The sequence below is a fragment of the Actinospineispora acaciae DSM 45401 genome, assembly GCF_000620785.1.
Taxonomy (GTDB): domain Bacteria; phylum Actinomycetota; class Actinomycetes; order Mycobacteriales; family Pseudonocardiaceae; genus Pseudonocardia; species Pseudonocardia acaciae.
The window spans coordinates 479,001-494,350 of the sequence record NZ_JIAI01000004.1; the positions used below are offsets into that span (position 1 = coordinate 479,001).

General features: G+C 71.3%; 13 protein-coding genes. 1 reads left to right on the forward strand and 12 read right to left on the reverse strand.

The features are described 5' to 3' along the window. Positions 1-87 precede the first annotated feature (87 nt). Complete coding sequence (locus N912_RS62195) at positions 88-654, forward strand: Pycsar system effector family protein (RefSeq protein WP_051580610.1); 567 nt, start codon at positions 88-90, stop codon at positions 652-654. On the opposite strand, the gene N912_RS53865 is transcribed toward N912_RS62195, so the two are convergent. The 12 genes from N912_RS53865 to N912_RS0122450 all read right to left on the reverse strand — a co-directional run bounded on the left by N912_RS53865 (position 651) and on the right by N912_RS0122450 (position 15,337). Next, positions 651-1,922: a DUF4407 domain-containing protein gene (locus N912_RS53865; RefSeq protein WP_084211096.1), complete on the reverse strand. Its 1,272-nt coding sequence runs from the start codon at positions 1,920-1,922 to the stop codon at positions 651-653. The genes N912_RS62195 and N912_RS53865 overlap by 4 nt on opposite strands. Then, on the reverse strand, positions 1,912-4,359 hold the full coding sequence (locus N912_RS0122400; protein WP_169747929.1) for a hypothetical protein: 2,448 nt from the start codon (positions 4,357-4,359) through the stop codon (positions 1,912-1,914). The genes N912_RS53865 and N912_RS0122400 overlap by 11 nt, the downstream gene beginning before the upstream one ends. A 1-nt stretch (position 4,360) precedes the next feature. Beyond that, positions 4,361-5,071: a hypothetical protein gene (locus N912_RS60595; protein ID WP_051580612.1), complete on the reverse strand. Its 711-nt coding sequence runs from the start codon at positions 5,069-5,071 to the stop codon at positions 4,361-4,363. A gap of 43 nt (positions 5,072-5,114) precedes the next feature. Continuing rightward, entirely contained in the window at positions 5,115-5,831 is a 717-nt protein-coding gene (locus tag N912_RS0122410) for a Crp/Fnr family transcriptional regulator (protein WP_028924155.1), read from the reverse strand. 177 nt (positions 5,832-6,008) lie between these two features. Next, on the reverse strand, positions 6,009-6,881 hold the full coding sequence (locus tag N912_RS53875) for an FAD binding domain-containing protein (protein WP_037065850.1): 873 nt from the start codon (positions 6,879-6,881) through the stop codon (positions 6,009-6,011). A 15-nt stretch (positions 6,882-6,896) separates the two neighbouring features. Then, a complete protein-coding gene (locus tag N912_RS0122420; RefSeq protein WP_028924156.1) occupies positions 6,897-7,667 on the reverse strand; it encodes an SDR family NAD(P)-dependent oxidoreductase in 771 nt (256 codons plus the stop codon). A gap of 3 nt (positions 7,668-7,670) precedes the next feature. Next, positions 7,671-8,618, reverse strand: a complete 948-nt coding sequence (locus N912_RS53880; protein ID WP_064745342.1) for an aminotransferase class IV — start codon at positions 8,616-8,618, stop codon at positions 7,671-7,673. Between the two features lie 35 nt (positions 8,619-8,653). Then, the gene (locus N912_RS0122430; RefSeq protein WP_028924157.1) at positions 8,654-9,853 is read right to left on the reverse strand and encodes an NAD(P)/FAD-dependent oxidoreductase; all 1,200 of its coding nucleotides are present in this window, start codon (positions 9,851-9,853) and stop codon (positions 8,654-8,656) included. Next, the gene (locus N912_RS0122435; protein WP_028924158.1) at positions 9,843-10,124 is read right to left on the reverse strand and encodes a (2Fe-2S)-binding protein; all 282 of its coding nucleotides are present in this window, start codon (positions 10,122-10,124) and stop codon (positions 9,843-9,845) included. The genes N912_RS0122430 and N912_RS0122435 overlap by 11 nt, the downstream gene beginning before the upstream one ends. After that, positions 10,117-11,463, reverse strand: a complete 1,347-nt coding sequence (locus tag N912_RS64565; RefSeq protein WP_028924159.1) for a (2Fe-2S)-binding protein — start codon at positions 11,461-11,463, stop codon at positions 10,117-10,119. The genes N912_RS0122435 and N912_RS64565 overlap by 8 nt, the downstream gene beginning before the upstream one ends. Further along, positions 11,460-13,205 (reverse strand): hydantoinase B/oxoprolinase family protein, encoded by a 1,746-nt coding sequence (locus N912_RS53885; protein WP_051580614.1) that lies wholly within the window; start codon positions 13,203-13,205, stop codon positions 11,460-11,462. The genes N912_RS64565 and N912_RS53885 overlap by 4 nt, the downstream gene beginning before the upstream one ends. A gap of 2 nt (positions 13,206-13,207) precedes the next feature. Further along, on the reverse strand, positions 13,208-15,337 hold the full coding sequence (locus N912_RS0122450; protein WP_064745343.1) for a hydantoinase/oxoprolinase family protein: 2,130 nt from the start codon (positions 15,335-15,337) through the stop codon (positions 13,208-13,210). Between the last annotated feature and the right edge of the window lie 13 nt (positions 15,338-15,350).

The following is a 15,350-nucleotide window of genomic DNA, read 5'->3' on the forward strand; positions in this document are numbered from 1 at the left end:
ACGATCGAGAGGCGTTCGCCCGAAAATGGCCCGCCGGGCGCGTGACACTGCTGAGATGACGGTGGTGTCCGTGGTCCGCCTCGGGAGGTGGTCAACCTGTTCGGTCGTTGGCGGTCGCGGTACCCGTACCGGCCTGGCTCGCGGCCGAGCGACGCCACGGACGCCGCCGCCTTCGCCTGGCAGGTCCATCAGGCGCAGGAGGCGTTGACGAGCAAGGTCGACACGAAGGGGTCGATCCTTCTCGCCCTCGAAGGCGGCGCCCTGTTCGCGACGCTGTCGGCCAACAGCAAGGGCGCCGCGCTCGCCGGGCTCGTCGGATGGCGGCATGCGGCGGAACTCGGCGGAATCACCGCGCTGATCCTGTCGATGGTCGCCGCGGGCACCGCGGTGTTCCCGAGGTTGGGCAGCGTTCGACGGCAGCACGCGCAGCACCGGATGCACGTCGCGTACTTCGGCCATCTACGTCACTGGGAGCCGGCCGAGCTCCACCAGCGGTTGCGGGACCTGCGCCCGGAGGAGCGACTCGCATCGCTGGCCCACCAGCTCGTGCGGGTGGGGAAGCTGAACTGGGCGAAGTATCGGCTCGTCCAGGCCTCGCTCATGCTGGCGCTGGTCGGCGTGCTCGCCCTGAGCGCGGCGGCCTTCCTCGCCTAGGGCTGCTCCCTCCGGTACAACTGGTACAGCCGCTCGGTCTGTTCGTCGAGCTCGCGTTCGAGGTCGAGACGGGTGCGACGATCGTCCTCGGCGTACTCGTCGAGCGTGGCACGCCGCTTCCGCAGCCCGTCCTCCTTGCTCGCCTCCCCGACCAGGGACGTGATCTCCTCGCGGCGCCGGAGCTCCTCGTCGTAGAGCTTGACGTCGGATTCCGTCCGCCGCATGACCAGCCGGTCGTACGCGGTGGGGCCGCCCATCCATTTCGCCAGCACCGGCAGGCAGTCGACCACGACCAGCAGCAGCCGGAGTATCCAGTGCGCGACCGTCACGGGCGTGCTCGTGGCCGACAGCTTCCCGAGCGCATCGAGCTCCTCGAGGATGCCCACCGCCTGGGTGCGCGCGTCGTTCTGCTTCTTGTCGATCTCGGCCTGAACCTTGGCGCCGTAGCTGGTCGCCGCCTCGGTGACCTTGTTCTGAAGGTCGTTGATCCTGCCGTCGAGCCTGACGAGATCGGCCGGCCGCTGCTCCAGCCTCGTGTCACGGCGGTACTGCTCGGCGACCTCTCGGTTGTGCAGGCACTGAGGGCCTTCGCCGCGAACCCCGGTGGTGTCGGGCCTGGCGGTGCCCGCGCATTCGGCCCGAGTGGCGGCGTCGAGCTCCTCCCAGCGGTTCTTGTCCCGGTCGAGCGCCGCCGCGTCGTTGTCCCGGCGCGCGCGAAGATCGGCGAGCTCCGTACGCAGGGTGCTCGGCGAGTCGGGGAGGGCCAGGCGATGACTGGCGCACCGGTGATCGGCGACGGGCTCGTCGGTCGCCGGATTGCAGGTCTTCCACGTGCTCGCCTCGGCCGCGATCATCTCCTCCCGGGTCAGGGTCACCTGCCGTTCGATCGCCGGCCGGAACACCAGTATCACCATCGGCTCCGCGATCACGAACCCCAACAGCACCGAGAGCATCAGCCTCGGCAGCAGGGTCCTCGCCCGCCGCGAGCCGTGCGTGCTCGAGATGAGCCAGCTGTCGATCGTCAGGATGACCAGGCCCCAGGCGGGGGCGAACGCCACGGCGCCCAGCGCCGAGATCCAGCCCGTCGCCAGTTGGCTCGTCACGACCAGCATGGACACCGTGCTCAACGCCGCGGTCAGGCAGACGATCGCCCCCATCCTGGTGTAGCGCGGGCGGTCCAGCTTCACGCGGTCGAGTAGGTCTTCGTTGACGCCGATCAGGCGGCGTAGCCAGTAGGCGATCACGCGGATGTGCCGCTCAATCGGCATCGTCGGGCTCCTTCTGGTCGGGCGGGCTGGTCAGGTGCGGCGGGGTGAACACGTCGACGCCGGTCAGCTCGACGGTCAGGCCCGGCCAGGGGACGCCGCGGACCTTGAGGTCCGCGCGAACCCATGCGTGCACGTCCCCGCGCATCCGCGCGGTGTCGGTCAGGGAGTGCGTTCGGCCGAGCGTCTCGAGCCTCGGCCGTCCGCACAGGTGATCGCGCAGGCGTCCTTCCGCGTCCTCGGTTCCGTGGCGCACCACGGCCACGGGGTCGACTACCGTGCAGGCGAGCCTGATGCGCACGATGAAAGGGACGGCCTCCGCGGAGGGAACGGGGATGATCACCCGCACGGCCCGGCTCGCCGAGATGTCGACGACGCTGACGTGGGCGGCGCGCGCGAGGACACCGGATCGTTCACGGCGTCCGGGATCCGGCAGGCAATCGCCGCCCGCATGGAACACCAGCGCCTCGTGCGGCCCCGTTCGAGGCAGCCCGTCCGGGCGCCCGCCTCCGACCACGCGCAGGACCCGAAGCCAGCGGTTCATGGGCTCGATGCGGTGCCGGCGGATGATCGGGTACGGGCGGCCGGGGCCGTCCTTCGCGTCCGGCTCGGGTGGCGGGGGTGGCGGGGGTGGCGCCGGCTGCCCGGCGGGCGCCGGCCGTTCGGCGGGCGGCGGGGGCACACCGTGTGGGGCGGTCCGCGCTTCGGCCACCGCGTCGGACGACGATTGCAGCCATCTGGCGATGTCCTCCGCCTCGGGCTTTGCGCCGCCGGCGGCGAACCCGGCCAGGGCCTTGGCCACAGCGGCGGGGTCGACCAGCAACGGTGCCATCAGCCTGCCGACGAGGTCGGTGCGGTCGGGCCGGTCTCCCAGGAAGGAACCGATCGTGGACCGGTCATCGGTCCAGTTGCGGGCCGTGAGCGCGGCCCGCACGGACCGCCTGACCGATTCCTCCGCGTCCGGGGAGAGCCGACGGTCGGCGGCGTCGTCGAGCAGGCGGGCTAGCAGATCGAGCACGACGGCGCCGTCATCGCCCTCCGTCTGCAGGGTGCTGAACAACGCCCCGAAGGCATCCGCGTACGTGTCATCGCCGGGGCGCGGGCTGTCTGCGAGCAGCCGCCGCAGCTCGTGCACCGCCTCGGCCGGAAACCTCACGCCCAACTCGCCGCTCAGGGCGATTGCGGCCGTCTGCCGTTGGGGCGAGGTACCCCGCGCCCACCCACGTACTATGCGCAGTGCCGTCGACACGGACCGCTCGTCCAGACACAGGGCCCAGATCACAAACGCGGCCGTGGTCTGCGCGTTCCAGCCCGATCCCCCCTCCGACCACGGCTCGAGAAACTCCGTCTCGACCATCGTGGGATCGACCTTCGCCAGCCCGGACAGCCCGAACGCGACCGAGAGGTCGGCCCCGGCGTGCACGATCTCCCCGAGCCACGCCGAGACCCCCTCCCACACCGAACGGGGTTGACGAGCCCACAGCTCGGCCAGCACGTGGTCCCGGTACCTGGCGTCCGCGAACGTGGGAGTACCGCCGGGCCCGGTGACGACCAGGCTGTTCGGCTTGGCGGGCGCGGCGTGCTCGTCCACGTGCAGGTGAGTCCCGAGCGACTTCGCCCTGGTCCTGAAGTCCTCGCCGGTGACGTCCGCGCTGAACGCCAGCGCGGTCATCTCGACGACCTCCCACTGCGTGGGGTCGGTGCCGAACCAGGTCCGGACCACCTCGACGGCGGAACTGTCCAGGCGTCGCAGTGCGTGCGGCACGGACTCGCCCTCGGCGACGTGCGACGCGACCTTCACGAGCTCGGTCAGGGAACACTCGACCGGGAGCGCCTCGACGAGCTCGTCCACCGCGTGCTCGGCGCCGGCAAGGTACACCCGGACCACGTCCTGTCTCGGCGGTGGCCGCCACCGCACCGCGGTCACTATCTCGACCTCGGGGCTGATCGGCTCCTGGCGCGTCACCACCAGGAACGCGCCGGCCTCGCGGACCGCGTCACGCGCCTTGTGCCAGTCGAAGTCCGAAGGCGGCGCCGACTTGTCGTCCGCCTGGTCGACCACCAGGTAACCGTGGCCGGATTCGTAGCTGTGAGCGGCGATCTCCTGAATCGAGCTCGCGGGGGAAAGCACGGTCAGCGGCCCATCCGTCCGGCTACGTAGCAGGCTGATCGCCGCGGCGCGCTTCCCGAGCCCTCGCTTTCCCTGGAGAACAACTATGTGATCGACGCCAAGCGCTTGTGCGGCCTCGGGCTCGCACGGCCCCGGCACGTAGCGACCGGTCACCAGTTCGATGTCACGGTCATGCAGCAGCCCCGTCTCCCGGCGAGGCGATCCCTGCCGCACGCCGCTGCCTGCCCCGAAGACGCTGTCTTTGGCGTACACGGGGCCGTAGATTTGAACGATAGATCGGATACTGCGAGGCAGTTCGGAATCGGCCATTCTATTTCCACCCGATGCCGATGACCGAGTGCGATGCGTTCACCGTCCCAACGATGTTCTGGAACATCTTTGTCTCGGATGGAGACGATGGCGCTTTCGGCGTGCGGGCCTGCCCGTCGGAGCCTTGCCCGACGGGCAGATGGATCCACCCTTGGTCCGTGAAGTCCTTGACGGACACCTGGACCGCCTCAAATGGCGTGGTCATGAGCCCTCGCTCGCCGTGGACGACGACGTCGTTGTAGATCCGGTCACTGACGATGAGACCGAGATCCGCCTCGGTGCGGTCCTTCATGGCCTCGCGCAGGGGCGGCGCGTCGCGCAACCGAGCAGCGCAGATGACGGCATCGCCGGCGACGTGCGGCTCGTGAAGCACGGTCTCGCCATGATCGATCGCCACCCGGACCCGCAGCCGGTACGATTCCTTTACCCTGCGGTTCGCCTCGCCCAGCGCAATCACCAACTCACGCAGGACGAAGTCGGAGATTATCCAAGAAATCGCTACGTTCTTGTCCACGACCATGGTCAGGCTATCTCCGTCGGTGCGACGGTAGGCGCCGGCGATCGGGTATTGCGGGTCTCGCACCTTATCGATAGCCTTCTTGGTGACCTCGTCGAGGGTGCGGTCCAGGTGCACCTGCCGGTGTCTATCGCCGGCACTGGAACCGACGACGTCGAAGCTGATCACGGTGCGGGACAGGGCAAGCTCGCCCACAAGTTCTGTCCTTTCGGGGTGGTCACGACTGCGCTGAGGTTGATCAGGATGAAGGGCGACAGGCGCGGCAAAAACATCGTGTGGTGGGTTGTGCGAAGTTTTCCGATGGGAGTGCTCGGCGCACCCTGTCGGTGCAGGGCAGGACGAGCCTGCCGTAGCGGGTCTCGACGACCGACCGCTCACGCAGATCACGCAGCGACCGCTGCACCGACCCGACCGACGCGGCGGCCATCTGCGACAGCTCCTCCTGGTTCAGCGGGATGGTGACCGGATACCGGCCGTCCAACCGGGCGAAGAACTCGCCGACGTGCACAAGCACCCGCAGCACCCGGGTGTCGACGTCGTGGGCCAGCAACGCCATGTGATGGGTCTCGGACGTGCGCAGCCGCACGGAGACCTGCCGGACCACCTCGAACGCCACCCTCGGGAACTCCCCGAGGTAGCCCAGGAACTGGCTCCGCGCGATCTTGACTCCGGACAGCGGGCCACCCGCCACCACCGACGCCGACCGTGGTCGATCATCGATGCAGGCCATTTCGCCCAGCAGCGCCCCCGGCCCACAGACGCCCAGCAGTCGGACGCTACCGGCCGAAGTGTGGCTCATGATCTTCACGAAGCCGGTGCGCAGGACGATGACGCAGTCGCCCTCCTCGCCCTGGCGTATAAGCTGACGACCCTTCCGGTACATCACCCCGCGCCCCAGTGGCTCCAGAGCGCCCAGCGCCGGTACCGACAGGTTGAAGTTTCCCCCACTGTCCATGGAGTTCCCCCATGTGTGTTCTTTGATATCGGTCGCAACGACCGTGGGTGCGCACAAGCGACAACGGGAATCGATTGCAGCGGCAAGTGGTACAGGCGCCAAGCCGAACGGGGGGTCTCAGAACCTTGTAGGAGCGCACTCCGCACCGGTGTGCATGATGCGGCACGCCGCGGGAAACTAGTGCGCTGGCGGGCGCGAGCGGGCGCGGGCGCGAGCTAAGCGGAGAACGTCGCTGGTGAGGGAGCGCAGGACGCGCAGGCGGTGCGCGCGGGTGCCACGGACGTCGTCTATGGGAGCGGCGGTGGCGAGTACGGGCTCCAAGGCGCGAGCGATCGCGGCGTCGTCGCAGGCGGTTCCGACCAGGGCGGACGCGGCGTCGGGGACCAGGAGCGGCGTCGGGGCCACGGCGCCGATCGCGACGGCGGCGTCCACGCAGGTGTCCTCGGAGAACGCCAGCCGGGCGGCGACGCCGACCACCGCGAGGTCCATCCAGCGCCGGTAGGTGAACCGCCGGTACGCCGAGCCACCGCGGCCCGCCGGGAAAAGGACGGACACCAGGATCTCGTCGGGGGTCATGACGTTGCGGCCGGGGCCGGTGAAGAAGTCGCGGACGGCGACCTCCCGGGTGCCGCGCGCGGAGTGCAGCTCGGCCACGGCGTCGAGCACGAGCAGGCCGCACAGGGTGTCGCCGGCCGGGGACGATCGGCACAGGTTCCCGCCGAGGGTGGCCCGCTCGCGGGTCTGCGCGCCGCCGACCACCCGGGCGCCGTCCAGGACCGCGTCCAGCGCCGGGTCGACGCGGGCGCCGAGGTCGGCCAGCGTGGTCGCGGCGCCGATCCGTATCCCGTCGTTGTTGGCGTGCACCCCGCGCAACTCCGCGATGTGCTTGACGTCGACCAGGACGGACGGGGCGAGCGCGCCGGCCGCCCGCAGCGGCACCAGGTCAGTGCCCCCGGCCAGCGCGCACGCCCCCGGCTCGGCCATGTCCGCGATCAGCGCGGCCACCGTGCCCGGCCTCCGGTACTCGAACTCCGCCGCTACGGCAGCCATCTCTCGCGCCCTCGGTCAGTGCAGGTAGGACGCGCCGGTGGCGTCGATCGTGGAGCCGGTGGAGTAGCGGGCGCGGCCGGTGGACAGGAACAGGATCAGCTCGGAGATGTCCTTCGGGGTGCCGAACTCGCCCATCGGGATCTCGGTCAGAAAGCGGGCGTCGCCGCCGTGGCTGTCGATCTGGGTGCGGGCCTGGTCGGTCTCGATGATGCCGCCGCAGATCAGGTACGCGAGAATGTCGTCCTTCGCGAAGCCGCGCGCGATGCCCCTGATCAGGGAGTTCAGCCCACCCTTGGCGGCGCCGTCCTGGAGGTAGTCGGGGTAGTCGCCGCGCACGGCGATGCGGCCGGTGATACCGATGATCACGCCCTGGGTGGCGCGCGCCTGGAAGTGGTGGATGGCGAACCGGGACAGGTGCGCGGGCGCTACCAGGTTCACCCGCAGCGCCTCGGTCCAGTGGTTGTCCCAGTCCTCGGTGGGGGCGTCCAGGTCGATGGGCTCGCGGACCGAGGCGTTGTTGACCAGGACGTCGATGCCGCCCTTCCAGGCCACCGCCTCGTCCCACAGGCGGGAGACGTCGTGCACGTCGGCGAGGTCGGCCTTGGTCGCGGCGGCGCGGTCGGCGCCCAGCTCGGCGACCAGCTCGTCGGAGCGGGCGGAGCTGGCGCGGTAGTTGAAGAACACGTTCGCGCCGGCGGCCACGAAGTCGCGGACGGTGACCTCGCCTATCCCCCGCGAGCCGCCGGTGACCAGGACGTTCTTGCCTTCCAGTTCGGGGTAGTGCACGCTTCAGGCTCCTTTGCCGGTCAGTTGGGGTTCGAGGTCCGCGGCGTCCGGGCCGCCGCGCGCGAGCAGGTCCGCGTAGGCGTCCATCAGCCGTGTGGTCGCCGGCCCGGCGGTGCCGTCGCCGACCTGTCGCCCGTCGATGGAGCTGACGAACGCGACGCCGGTCCCGGTGCCGACGATGAACACCTCGGACGCGGTGAACAGGTCGTACGGGGCCATCACCCGCTGCTCGACGCGCAGCCCCGGGCCGGCCGCGCCGCCGGAGACCAGGCGCATGACCGTCTCGCGGGTGATGCCGGCCAGGATGCCGTTCGCCGGCGGGGTGGAGAGCACGTCGCCGTGCCGGACGAAGATGTTCGCCACCGGGAGTTCGGCCACGTTGCCGTCGATGTCCAGCAGGATCGCGTCGTCCGCGCCGGCGCCGATGGCCTCCAGCTTGGCGACTATGTGGTTGAGGTAGTTGTTCGACTTGACCCTCGGCTCCAGGCAGATCGGCGGGATGCGGCGGGTGGACGCGATCGCCAGCTTCACCCCGACGTCGCGCGGGCGGGCCGCCGCCGAGGCGCCCTGCACGGAGATGACCAGCTTCGGGTTCACCGCCTTGCGCGGGTCGGAGACGGGGTAGCCCTCGCCGCGGCTGACCACCACCCGCACGTAGCCGTCGGCCAGCCCGTTGCGCTCCAGCAGCTCGGTGATCAGCGCCGCGATCCGGTCCCGGTCGCACGGCGGGGTGATCCGCAGGTACTGGCAGGACGCCCACAGCCGGTCCAGGTGCGGGCGCAGCGCGAACGGCCGCCCGCCCCGGCAGACGATCGACTCGAACACCCCGTCGCCGTAGAGGAAGCTGTGGTCGAAGATCGACACCGAGGCGGTGGCGGCGGGCACGAACTCGCCGTCCACGCAGGCGTAACCGCGTTTGTAGTCGGCCACTTCGGACGCCCTGTCAGGCATGTCGGAAACTCTCCTTTGGTCTTCGCAAGGTCTGGTCATGTCCTGGTCTCGCCGGCGGCGTCGACCACCAGCAGGCCGTCGTCGAGGCGCTCGCCGGTGGCGAACCGGCCGTGGTGGAACGGGCGCAGGCGGCGGTCCAGCACGCCGGTGTTGAGGTACTCCGCGATCAGCGGGCCGGTGCCGACGGAGACCATGTAGCCCTCGCCGCCCCAACCGCAGTCCAGGTAGAAGTTCGGCCGCTCCTCGGTCTGCCCGACCAGGCCGGCGCCGTCCGGGGTCATGTCGATCAGGCCGGCCCAGGCGCGCAGGATGTTGACGCCGCGCAGTGCGGGGAACAGGCGGGCCAGCACGGCGGCGGACTGGCGGAGCGCCGCGTAGCTGGTGGCCAGGCGGGGGGCGCCGACGTGGCCGGTGGGCTCGGCGCCGCCGACGAACTCGCCCCGGGAGGTCTGCATGATGTATGCCTGGTCTTCGATGACGGAGACGATCGGGTCCAGGTAGGCCCGGTAGGGCTCGGTCACGAACATCTCCAGGGCCAGCTTGCGCAGCGGCAGCCGGACGCCGGCCATGGCCGCGACCTCGGCGGATCCGGAGCCGGCGCAGTTGATCACGATGTCGGCGGCGATCGAGCCCCGGTCGGTGAGGATGCGGTTGACCCGGTTGCCGCTGACGGACAGGCCGGTCACCGGGGTCTCGGTGTGGATCGCGACGCCGAGGCGGTCGGCGGCGCGGGCGTAGGCCCAGACCAGGGCGTCGTGGCGGGAGATCCCGGCCGTCGGGTCGTGGACGCCGGCGAGCATGCCGGTGGTGTCCAGGGGTGGGACCGCTTTGGCCAACTCCGCGGCGGTGACCATGCGGGTGGGGATGCCGAGGGAGTTCTGCATGGCCACCGCGTCGCGGGCCACCGCGACGGAGCGTTCGTCGCGGATGCAGAGGTACGAGCCGCGCTGGGTGAGCATGACGTTGTAGTCCAGCTCGACGGAGATCTGGCTCCAGATCTGGCGGCAGTACCAGACCAGCTCGGCCCAGGCGGGTTGCTGCCACGAGCTGCGGATCAGCGACAGGTTGCGGCCGCTGGCGCCGGCGCCGAGGTAGGAGCGCTCGAACACGGCCACGTCGGTGCGGCCGGACTTCGCGAGGTTGTAGGCCAGCGAGAGTCCGTGCACGCCGCCGCCGATGATCACGATCTCGTGGTTGCGCAGGGCTTTCGCGCCGGGGATGACCTTACTGAGCATTGGCGTCTCCCAGGCAGGCGAGGATGCCCAGGCGGATCGGGTGCGCGGGCGGGCGCATCGTCGGGCGGCGCAGCGACTCGACGTCGACGCCGGTCTTGTCCGCGAGGCGGGCCAGGATGGTGTCCATGCACGATTTGCCCTGGCAGGGGCCCATGAACGCCGCTGTGTAGCGTTTCAGCGTCTCGGCGTCGGTGAAGCCTTCGGCGACGGCCCGGTCCAGGTCGTGCTCGGTGATGTCCAGGCACAGGCAGAGCATCGTCTTGTCAGGCACGGGCGGCCCACTCCCCGGCGGCCCACTCCCCGGCGGCCCACTCCCCGGCGGCACGGCCCTCGGCGAGCGCGGCGGCGCGGTCCATGGTGCCGACCACGGCGCCGACGCCGTGCAGCACGGGCATCGGGCCGCCGCCTTGCTGGCCGGGGTCGATGCGGGCGGCTCGGGAGCCGTGTACGACGTCGTCGCCGGTGCTGGTCGCCACGTAGCGGAGCTCGTCGGCGCGCTGCCAGCCGCCGCTCATGCCGATCACCGTGCAGCCGATGGAACGCCAGGCGCCGCCGGTGTCGACCACGGCGGCGGTGACCCGGCGCCGGCCCCGTATCCGGACCACCCGTGAGCCGGTCAGGACCTCGGTGGACGGGGGCAGCTCCGCGTCCGGCCGGCGGGTTCCGCGCGGACGGGTGTCGACGATGGCGCGGACGGTCACGCCGGCGCGGGCCAGGTCGTCGGCGCAGTGGTAGGCGGAGTCGTCGTCGGTCACGAGCACGGCGGCCGCTCCGGCGAGAGCCCGGTCCTCCAGCGCCAGGCGGTGCAGCGCGGTGGCCAGCAGCACGCCGGGGCGGTCGTTGCCGGGGAACGCGACGGCGCGCTGGTAGGCGCCGGTGGCGAGCACGGACGCCGGGGCGGTCACCTCGACGGCCGCGTCGCCGGCGTCCACCACGTACCTGTCGTCGAACCCGGCCACGACCGTCGCGGGCGCGAGCACCGTGACGTCCGCCGACGCCCGTACGAACTCCAGCTCGTCGGCGCCGACGGTCGAGCCTTGATCACCGAGCACCGCCGAGGCCGAACCGCCCAGCCGCGCCCGCCGGCCCACCAGCACTACCTTCAGCCCTGCCCGCGCCGCCGAGGCCGCCGCCGCCAGACCCGCCGGCCCGGCGCCGACCACCAGCAGGTCCGCGCTCAGCCGCCGGGCCGGCGGCACCTCGAACGGCGCCGGCACCTCGGTGTCCGCCGCGAGCGACCGCAGCCGGCCCTCCCACAGCCGCCAGGCCAGGTTCTGCCGCTTGAACCACCGGTACTGGAACCCGACCGGGAACAGCTTCCCGACCAGGTTCAACGCCCGGTACGGGTCGAACCGCCGCCGGGTCGCGCCCTCGGTCTGCACCCGCATCCCGTCCGCCGCCGCCACCATGCACGACCGCACGTGCGGCACCCCGTCCACCCGCAGCAGGCAGTTCGGGCAGTGCCCGTGCGCGCAGTAGACGCCGCGCGGGCGGCGGTACTTCGGGCTCCGGGTCAGCACGTCGTGGCCGCCCGCGAGCAGCGCCCCGGCCACCGACTGGCCCTCGCTGGCGGGCACCTTCCGGCCGTCGAAGGAGAACGTCACGCTCACCGCCGCGCACCCCTGCGCTCGATGTCCAGCTCCTCCCGGGCGGCGCGGGTGGCCTCGACGTCGACGACACCGGCATCGTTCACTACCACGCCGTACGCCCGCGCCGCCTTCTCCACGCTCAACAACCCGGCGGCCACGTCCGCCGCCACCCGCTCGGGCTCGCGGTCCAGCGGGTCTCCGTACCCACCCCCGCCGGACAGCCAGGTGCTCACCCGGTCGCCGTGGCGCAGCTGGTAGGTCCCCTTGGACCCGAGCACGACCGGCTCGGCCGAACCGTCGGCGGAGTGCAGCACCGTCCGCCCCACCTCGCCGGGCTGGCCGCCCAGGATGCCCGGCGGGGCGAACCGCTGCCGGTCGGTGAGGTTGGAGAACGTCATGTTCTCGCCGAGCATGGTGACGTCCTTGCGGATGCCGTGCCCGCCCCGGTTGCGCCCGGCGCCGGCCGAGTCCGGGATCAGCTCCAGCCGCTCCACCCGCACCGGGTAGGCGTTCTCGTTGACCTCCACCGGGATGCCGTCGATGTTGAACGCGCTCGGGGTGGCCTCCATGCCGTCGGAGTGCGCCCGGCCGCCGAACCCGCCGATCACGATGTCGTAGTGCACGAACGGGCGGCCGGTGCGCGGGTCGTGACCGCCCAGGTTCGGGTTCGCCCAGTGCGAGCTGGGCGCGATCACCCGCTCCGGCATGACCTCGGCGAACGCCTGCATGAGCACGTCCACGAAGCGCTGCTGCATGATCGCCCGCGCGCCGACGCCGACCGGCGGCTGGGCGTTGACCACCGAGCCGGGCTCGGCCACGAACGTGATCGGCCGCAGGCAGCCGCCGTTCTGCGGCACCGAACCGCCGCTGGTGACGCACTTGACGGTGTAGTAGCAGAACGCGCGGACGTAGGTGAGCACGGCGTTGATGCCGGACGCGGTCTGCGGGCTGGAGCCGGTGAAGTCGATGGTCACCGAGTCGCCGTCCACGGTGACCGCCACCTCGATGCGCAGCGGGTCGGTGCCCGGTCCGTAGTCGTCGAAGTGGTCGACGGCGCGGTAGGTGCCGTCGGGCATGGTGGCGAGCGCGGCGCGGGTCGCGGCCTCGGAGCGGTCCAGCACCTCGTCGCAGGCCTCGTCGTAGCGGGCCATGCCGTACTTGCCGATCAGCTGGGCCAGCCGCTGCTCGACGATCCGGTTGCAGTTGCGCATCGCCATCAGGTCGCCGAGCAGCTTGTCCGGGATCCTGACGTTCGCCTCGATGATCCGCAGTACCTCGTGGTTGGGCTCACCGGCGCTCCAGACCCGGGTTGGCCACAGCCGCAGGCCCTCCTGGAACTGGTCGTTGATGTCCTCGACCTGCTGCGACCCGGGCGCGGCGCCGCCGACGTCGATCATGTGCGTGCAGTTGACGGCGTAGCCGACGATCATGTCGTCGACGAAGCACGGGGTGAGCATGAAGAAGTCCGGCAGGTGGCCCGAGCCCATCCACGGGTCGTTGAGCACCAGGCAGTCGCCGGGGCGCAGCTCGTCGGCTTGGTAGAAGCGCAGGAAGTTCTCCACGGCGGAGGGCATCGAGCCGAGGTGGCCGGGGCTGAAGTCGCCTTGGACGATCATCCGGCCGTGCCTGTCGAACAGGCCGACGGAGAAGTCCCGGCCCTCCCGGACGGCCTCGGAGTACGCGGTGCGGCGCAGCACCACACCGGCGTCGTTGGTCAGCGCGACCATGGCGCGCCACATCACACCCAGCGTGAGCGGGTCCATGATCAGTTCTCTCCTTCGACGGCGGCGATCTGAGCCAGGACGTTGGAGCGGTCGTCGACGGTCGCGGTGTCCCCGGGCAGCAGCAAGATCGCGCACTGGCCGTCCTCGATGACCGCCGGCCCGGCCAGCGACGTGCCGGCCGGCAGCTCTTCGCGCCGGTACACCGCCGTGTCGACGTAACCACCGCTCTCCGGGAAGTACACCTGCCTGGTGACCGTCGCGGGCCCGTCGGAACCGGCCGCCGTGTTGCGCGGGAGCTCGAACGCGGCCGGCTCCACCCGCCCGACCACCTTGATCGACACGAGCTGCGCCCGCGCGTCCGGATAGCTGTAGCCGTACCTCCCGGCGTAGTCGGACTCGAACCGCTCCCGCAGCGCAACCGCCAGCGCGGCCGGGTCGGAGACGGCGTCGCGCGGCACCTCCACCTCGACCACGTGCCCCTGCCCGGTGTACTGCATGTCCGCGAGATAGTCGGTGGACCGCGCCGCGCCGGGCGCCACGTTGTCCAGCAGCTTGCCGACCTCGGCGTCCAGCTCGGCCAGCTCGGCGCGCAGCCGGGCCGCGCCGCCCTGGTCCAGCGCCGCCACGAACGTCCGAGCCAAATCCACCCGGGGCGCGGCCTGCAACAACCCCACGGCCGACGCGATGCCCGCCGCCGCCGGGAACAGCACCTCGCCGATGCCCAGGTTGCGCGCCAGCCGGGCGGCGTGCGTGGGCCCGGCGCCGCCGAACGCGACCAACGTCAGGTCCCTCGGATCACGCCCGCGCTCGATGGACACCGCCCGGATGGCGTGCTCCATGTTGTTCGTGACCGCCTCGTGGATGCCCCACGCGCCACCGGCGGTGTCCAGCCCGAGCGGCTCGCCGACCTGCTCCCCGATCGCGGCCGCCGCGCCGTCGCGGTCCAGGCTCATCCGCCCGCCCAGGAAGTAGTCCGGGTTCAAATACCCGAGCACCAGGTTCGCGTCCGTGACCGTCGGCCTGGTACCGCCGGATCCGTAACAGACCGGCCCGGGGTCCGCGCCCGCGCTCTCCGGCCCGACCTCGATGATCCCCAGCCCGGTGCGGGCGATGCTGCCGCCACCGGCGCCGATCTCGATCAGGTCCACCGACGGCGTGACCACCGGCAGCCCGGTGCCCACCCGCATCAGCGTCTGGTCCACCTCGAAGACGCGCTCCATCCGGGGCTCGCCGCCCTCGATCAGACAGGCCTTCGCCGTCGTCCCGCCCATGTCGAACGCGACGAGATCCCCCCGCCCGTGCTCGCGCCCGAGCCAGGCGGCCATCGACACCCCTGCCGCCGGCCCGGACTCCAGCGCCCGGATCGGCAGCGCGACCACCTCGGCCGGCGTGGACAGCCCGCCGTTGCCCTGGTTGATGAACATCTGCCCGGTGAACCCGCGCTCACCCAGCGCCCGCCCCAGCGCGTCCAGGTACCGCCGGAACGCCGGCTGGATGTACGCGTTCACGACCGTCGTGCTGGCCCGCTCGTACTCGCCGATGATCGGCGCCACCTCGTGGGACAGCGACAACGTCGCCTCCGGCAGCGCCTGGGCGACCAGCTTGCCCACCCGCACCTCATGGTCGCCCGCCGCGTAGGAGTGCAGCAGCGACACCGCGACCGCCTCCACCCCGGCGGCGCGCAGCTCGGCCAGCGCGGCCCGCAGCCCGTCCTCGTCCAGCTCGCGCACCACCGTGCCGTCGTGGGCCAGCCGCTCACGCACCGCCAGCACCCGGTGCCGTGGGGTGAGCGGCTCGTGCTTGTCGAACCACAGGTCGTACGTGCTGTACCTGGCCGGCCGCTGCATGATCAGCAGGTCCCGGAAGCCCTCGGTGACGAGCAGCGCGGTGCTCGCGCCCTTGCGCTCGATCACGGTGTTCGCGCCGATCGTGGTGCCGTGCACGACCTGGCCGACCTCGTCCATGCTCGCGCCGACGCGGGCGAGCAGGTCGTCGATCCCGGCCAGCGCGCCGACCGACGGGTCCGGGGCGGTGGACAACCGCTTCCACACGTGCAGCTCGCCGGTCTGGCCGTCGTGCAGCGCGAAGTCGGTGAACGTGCCGCCGATGTCGAACCCGATCCGGTACCGCTTCCCTTGACTCGGTGTCTTCTTCAAGTTCGGGTTATTCATCGAGACCGCCTCC

What these genes read in the sequence shown, in the direction of transcription:
- N912_RS53885 (WP_051580614.1), bottom strand. Translation starts at nt 13,205, where the DNA reads ATGGACCCGCTCACGCTGGGTGTGATGTGGCGCGCCATGGTCGCGCTG.
- N912_RS53880 (WP_064745342.1), bottom strand. Translation starts at nt 8,618, where the DNA reads ATGCCTGACAGGGCGTCCGAAGTGGCCGACTACAAACGCGGTTACGCC.
- N912_RS0122410 (WP_028924155.1), bottom strand. Translation starts at nt 5,831, where the DNA reads ATGGACAGTGGGGGAAACTTCAACCTGTCGGTACCGGCGCTGGGCGCT.
- N912_RS0122450 (WP_064745343.1), bottom strand. Translation starts at nt 15,337, where the DNA reads ATGAATAACCCGAACTTGAAGAAGACACCGAGTCAAGGGAAGCGGTAC.
- N912_RS0122400 (WP_169747929.1), bottom strand. Translation starts at nt 4,359, where the DNA reads ATGGCCGATTCCGAACTGCCTCGCAGTATCCGATCTATCGTTCAAATC.
- N912_RS0122430 (WP_028924157.1), bottom strand. Translation starts at nt 9,853, where the DNA reads ATGCTCAGTAAGGTCATCCCCGGCGCGAAAGCCCTGCGCAACCACGAG.
- N912_RS53875 (WP_037065850.1), bottom strand. Translation starts at nt 6,881, where the DNA reads ATGGCTGCCGTAGCGGCGGAGTTCGAGTACCGGAGGCCGGGCACGGTG.
- N912_RS53865 (WP_084211096.1), bottom strand. Translation starts at nt 1,922, where the DNA reads ATGCCGATTGAGCGGCACATCCGCGTGATCGCCTACTGGCTACGCCGC.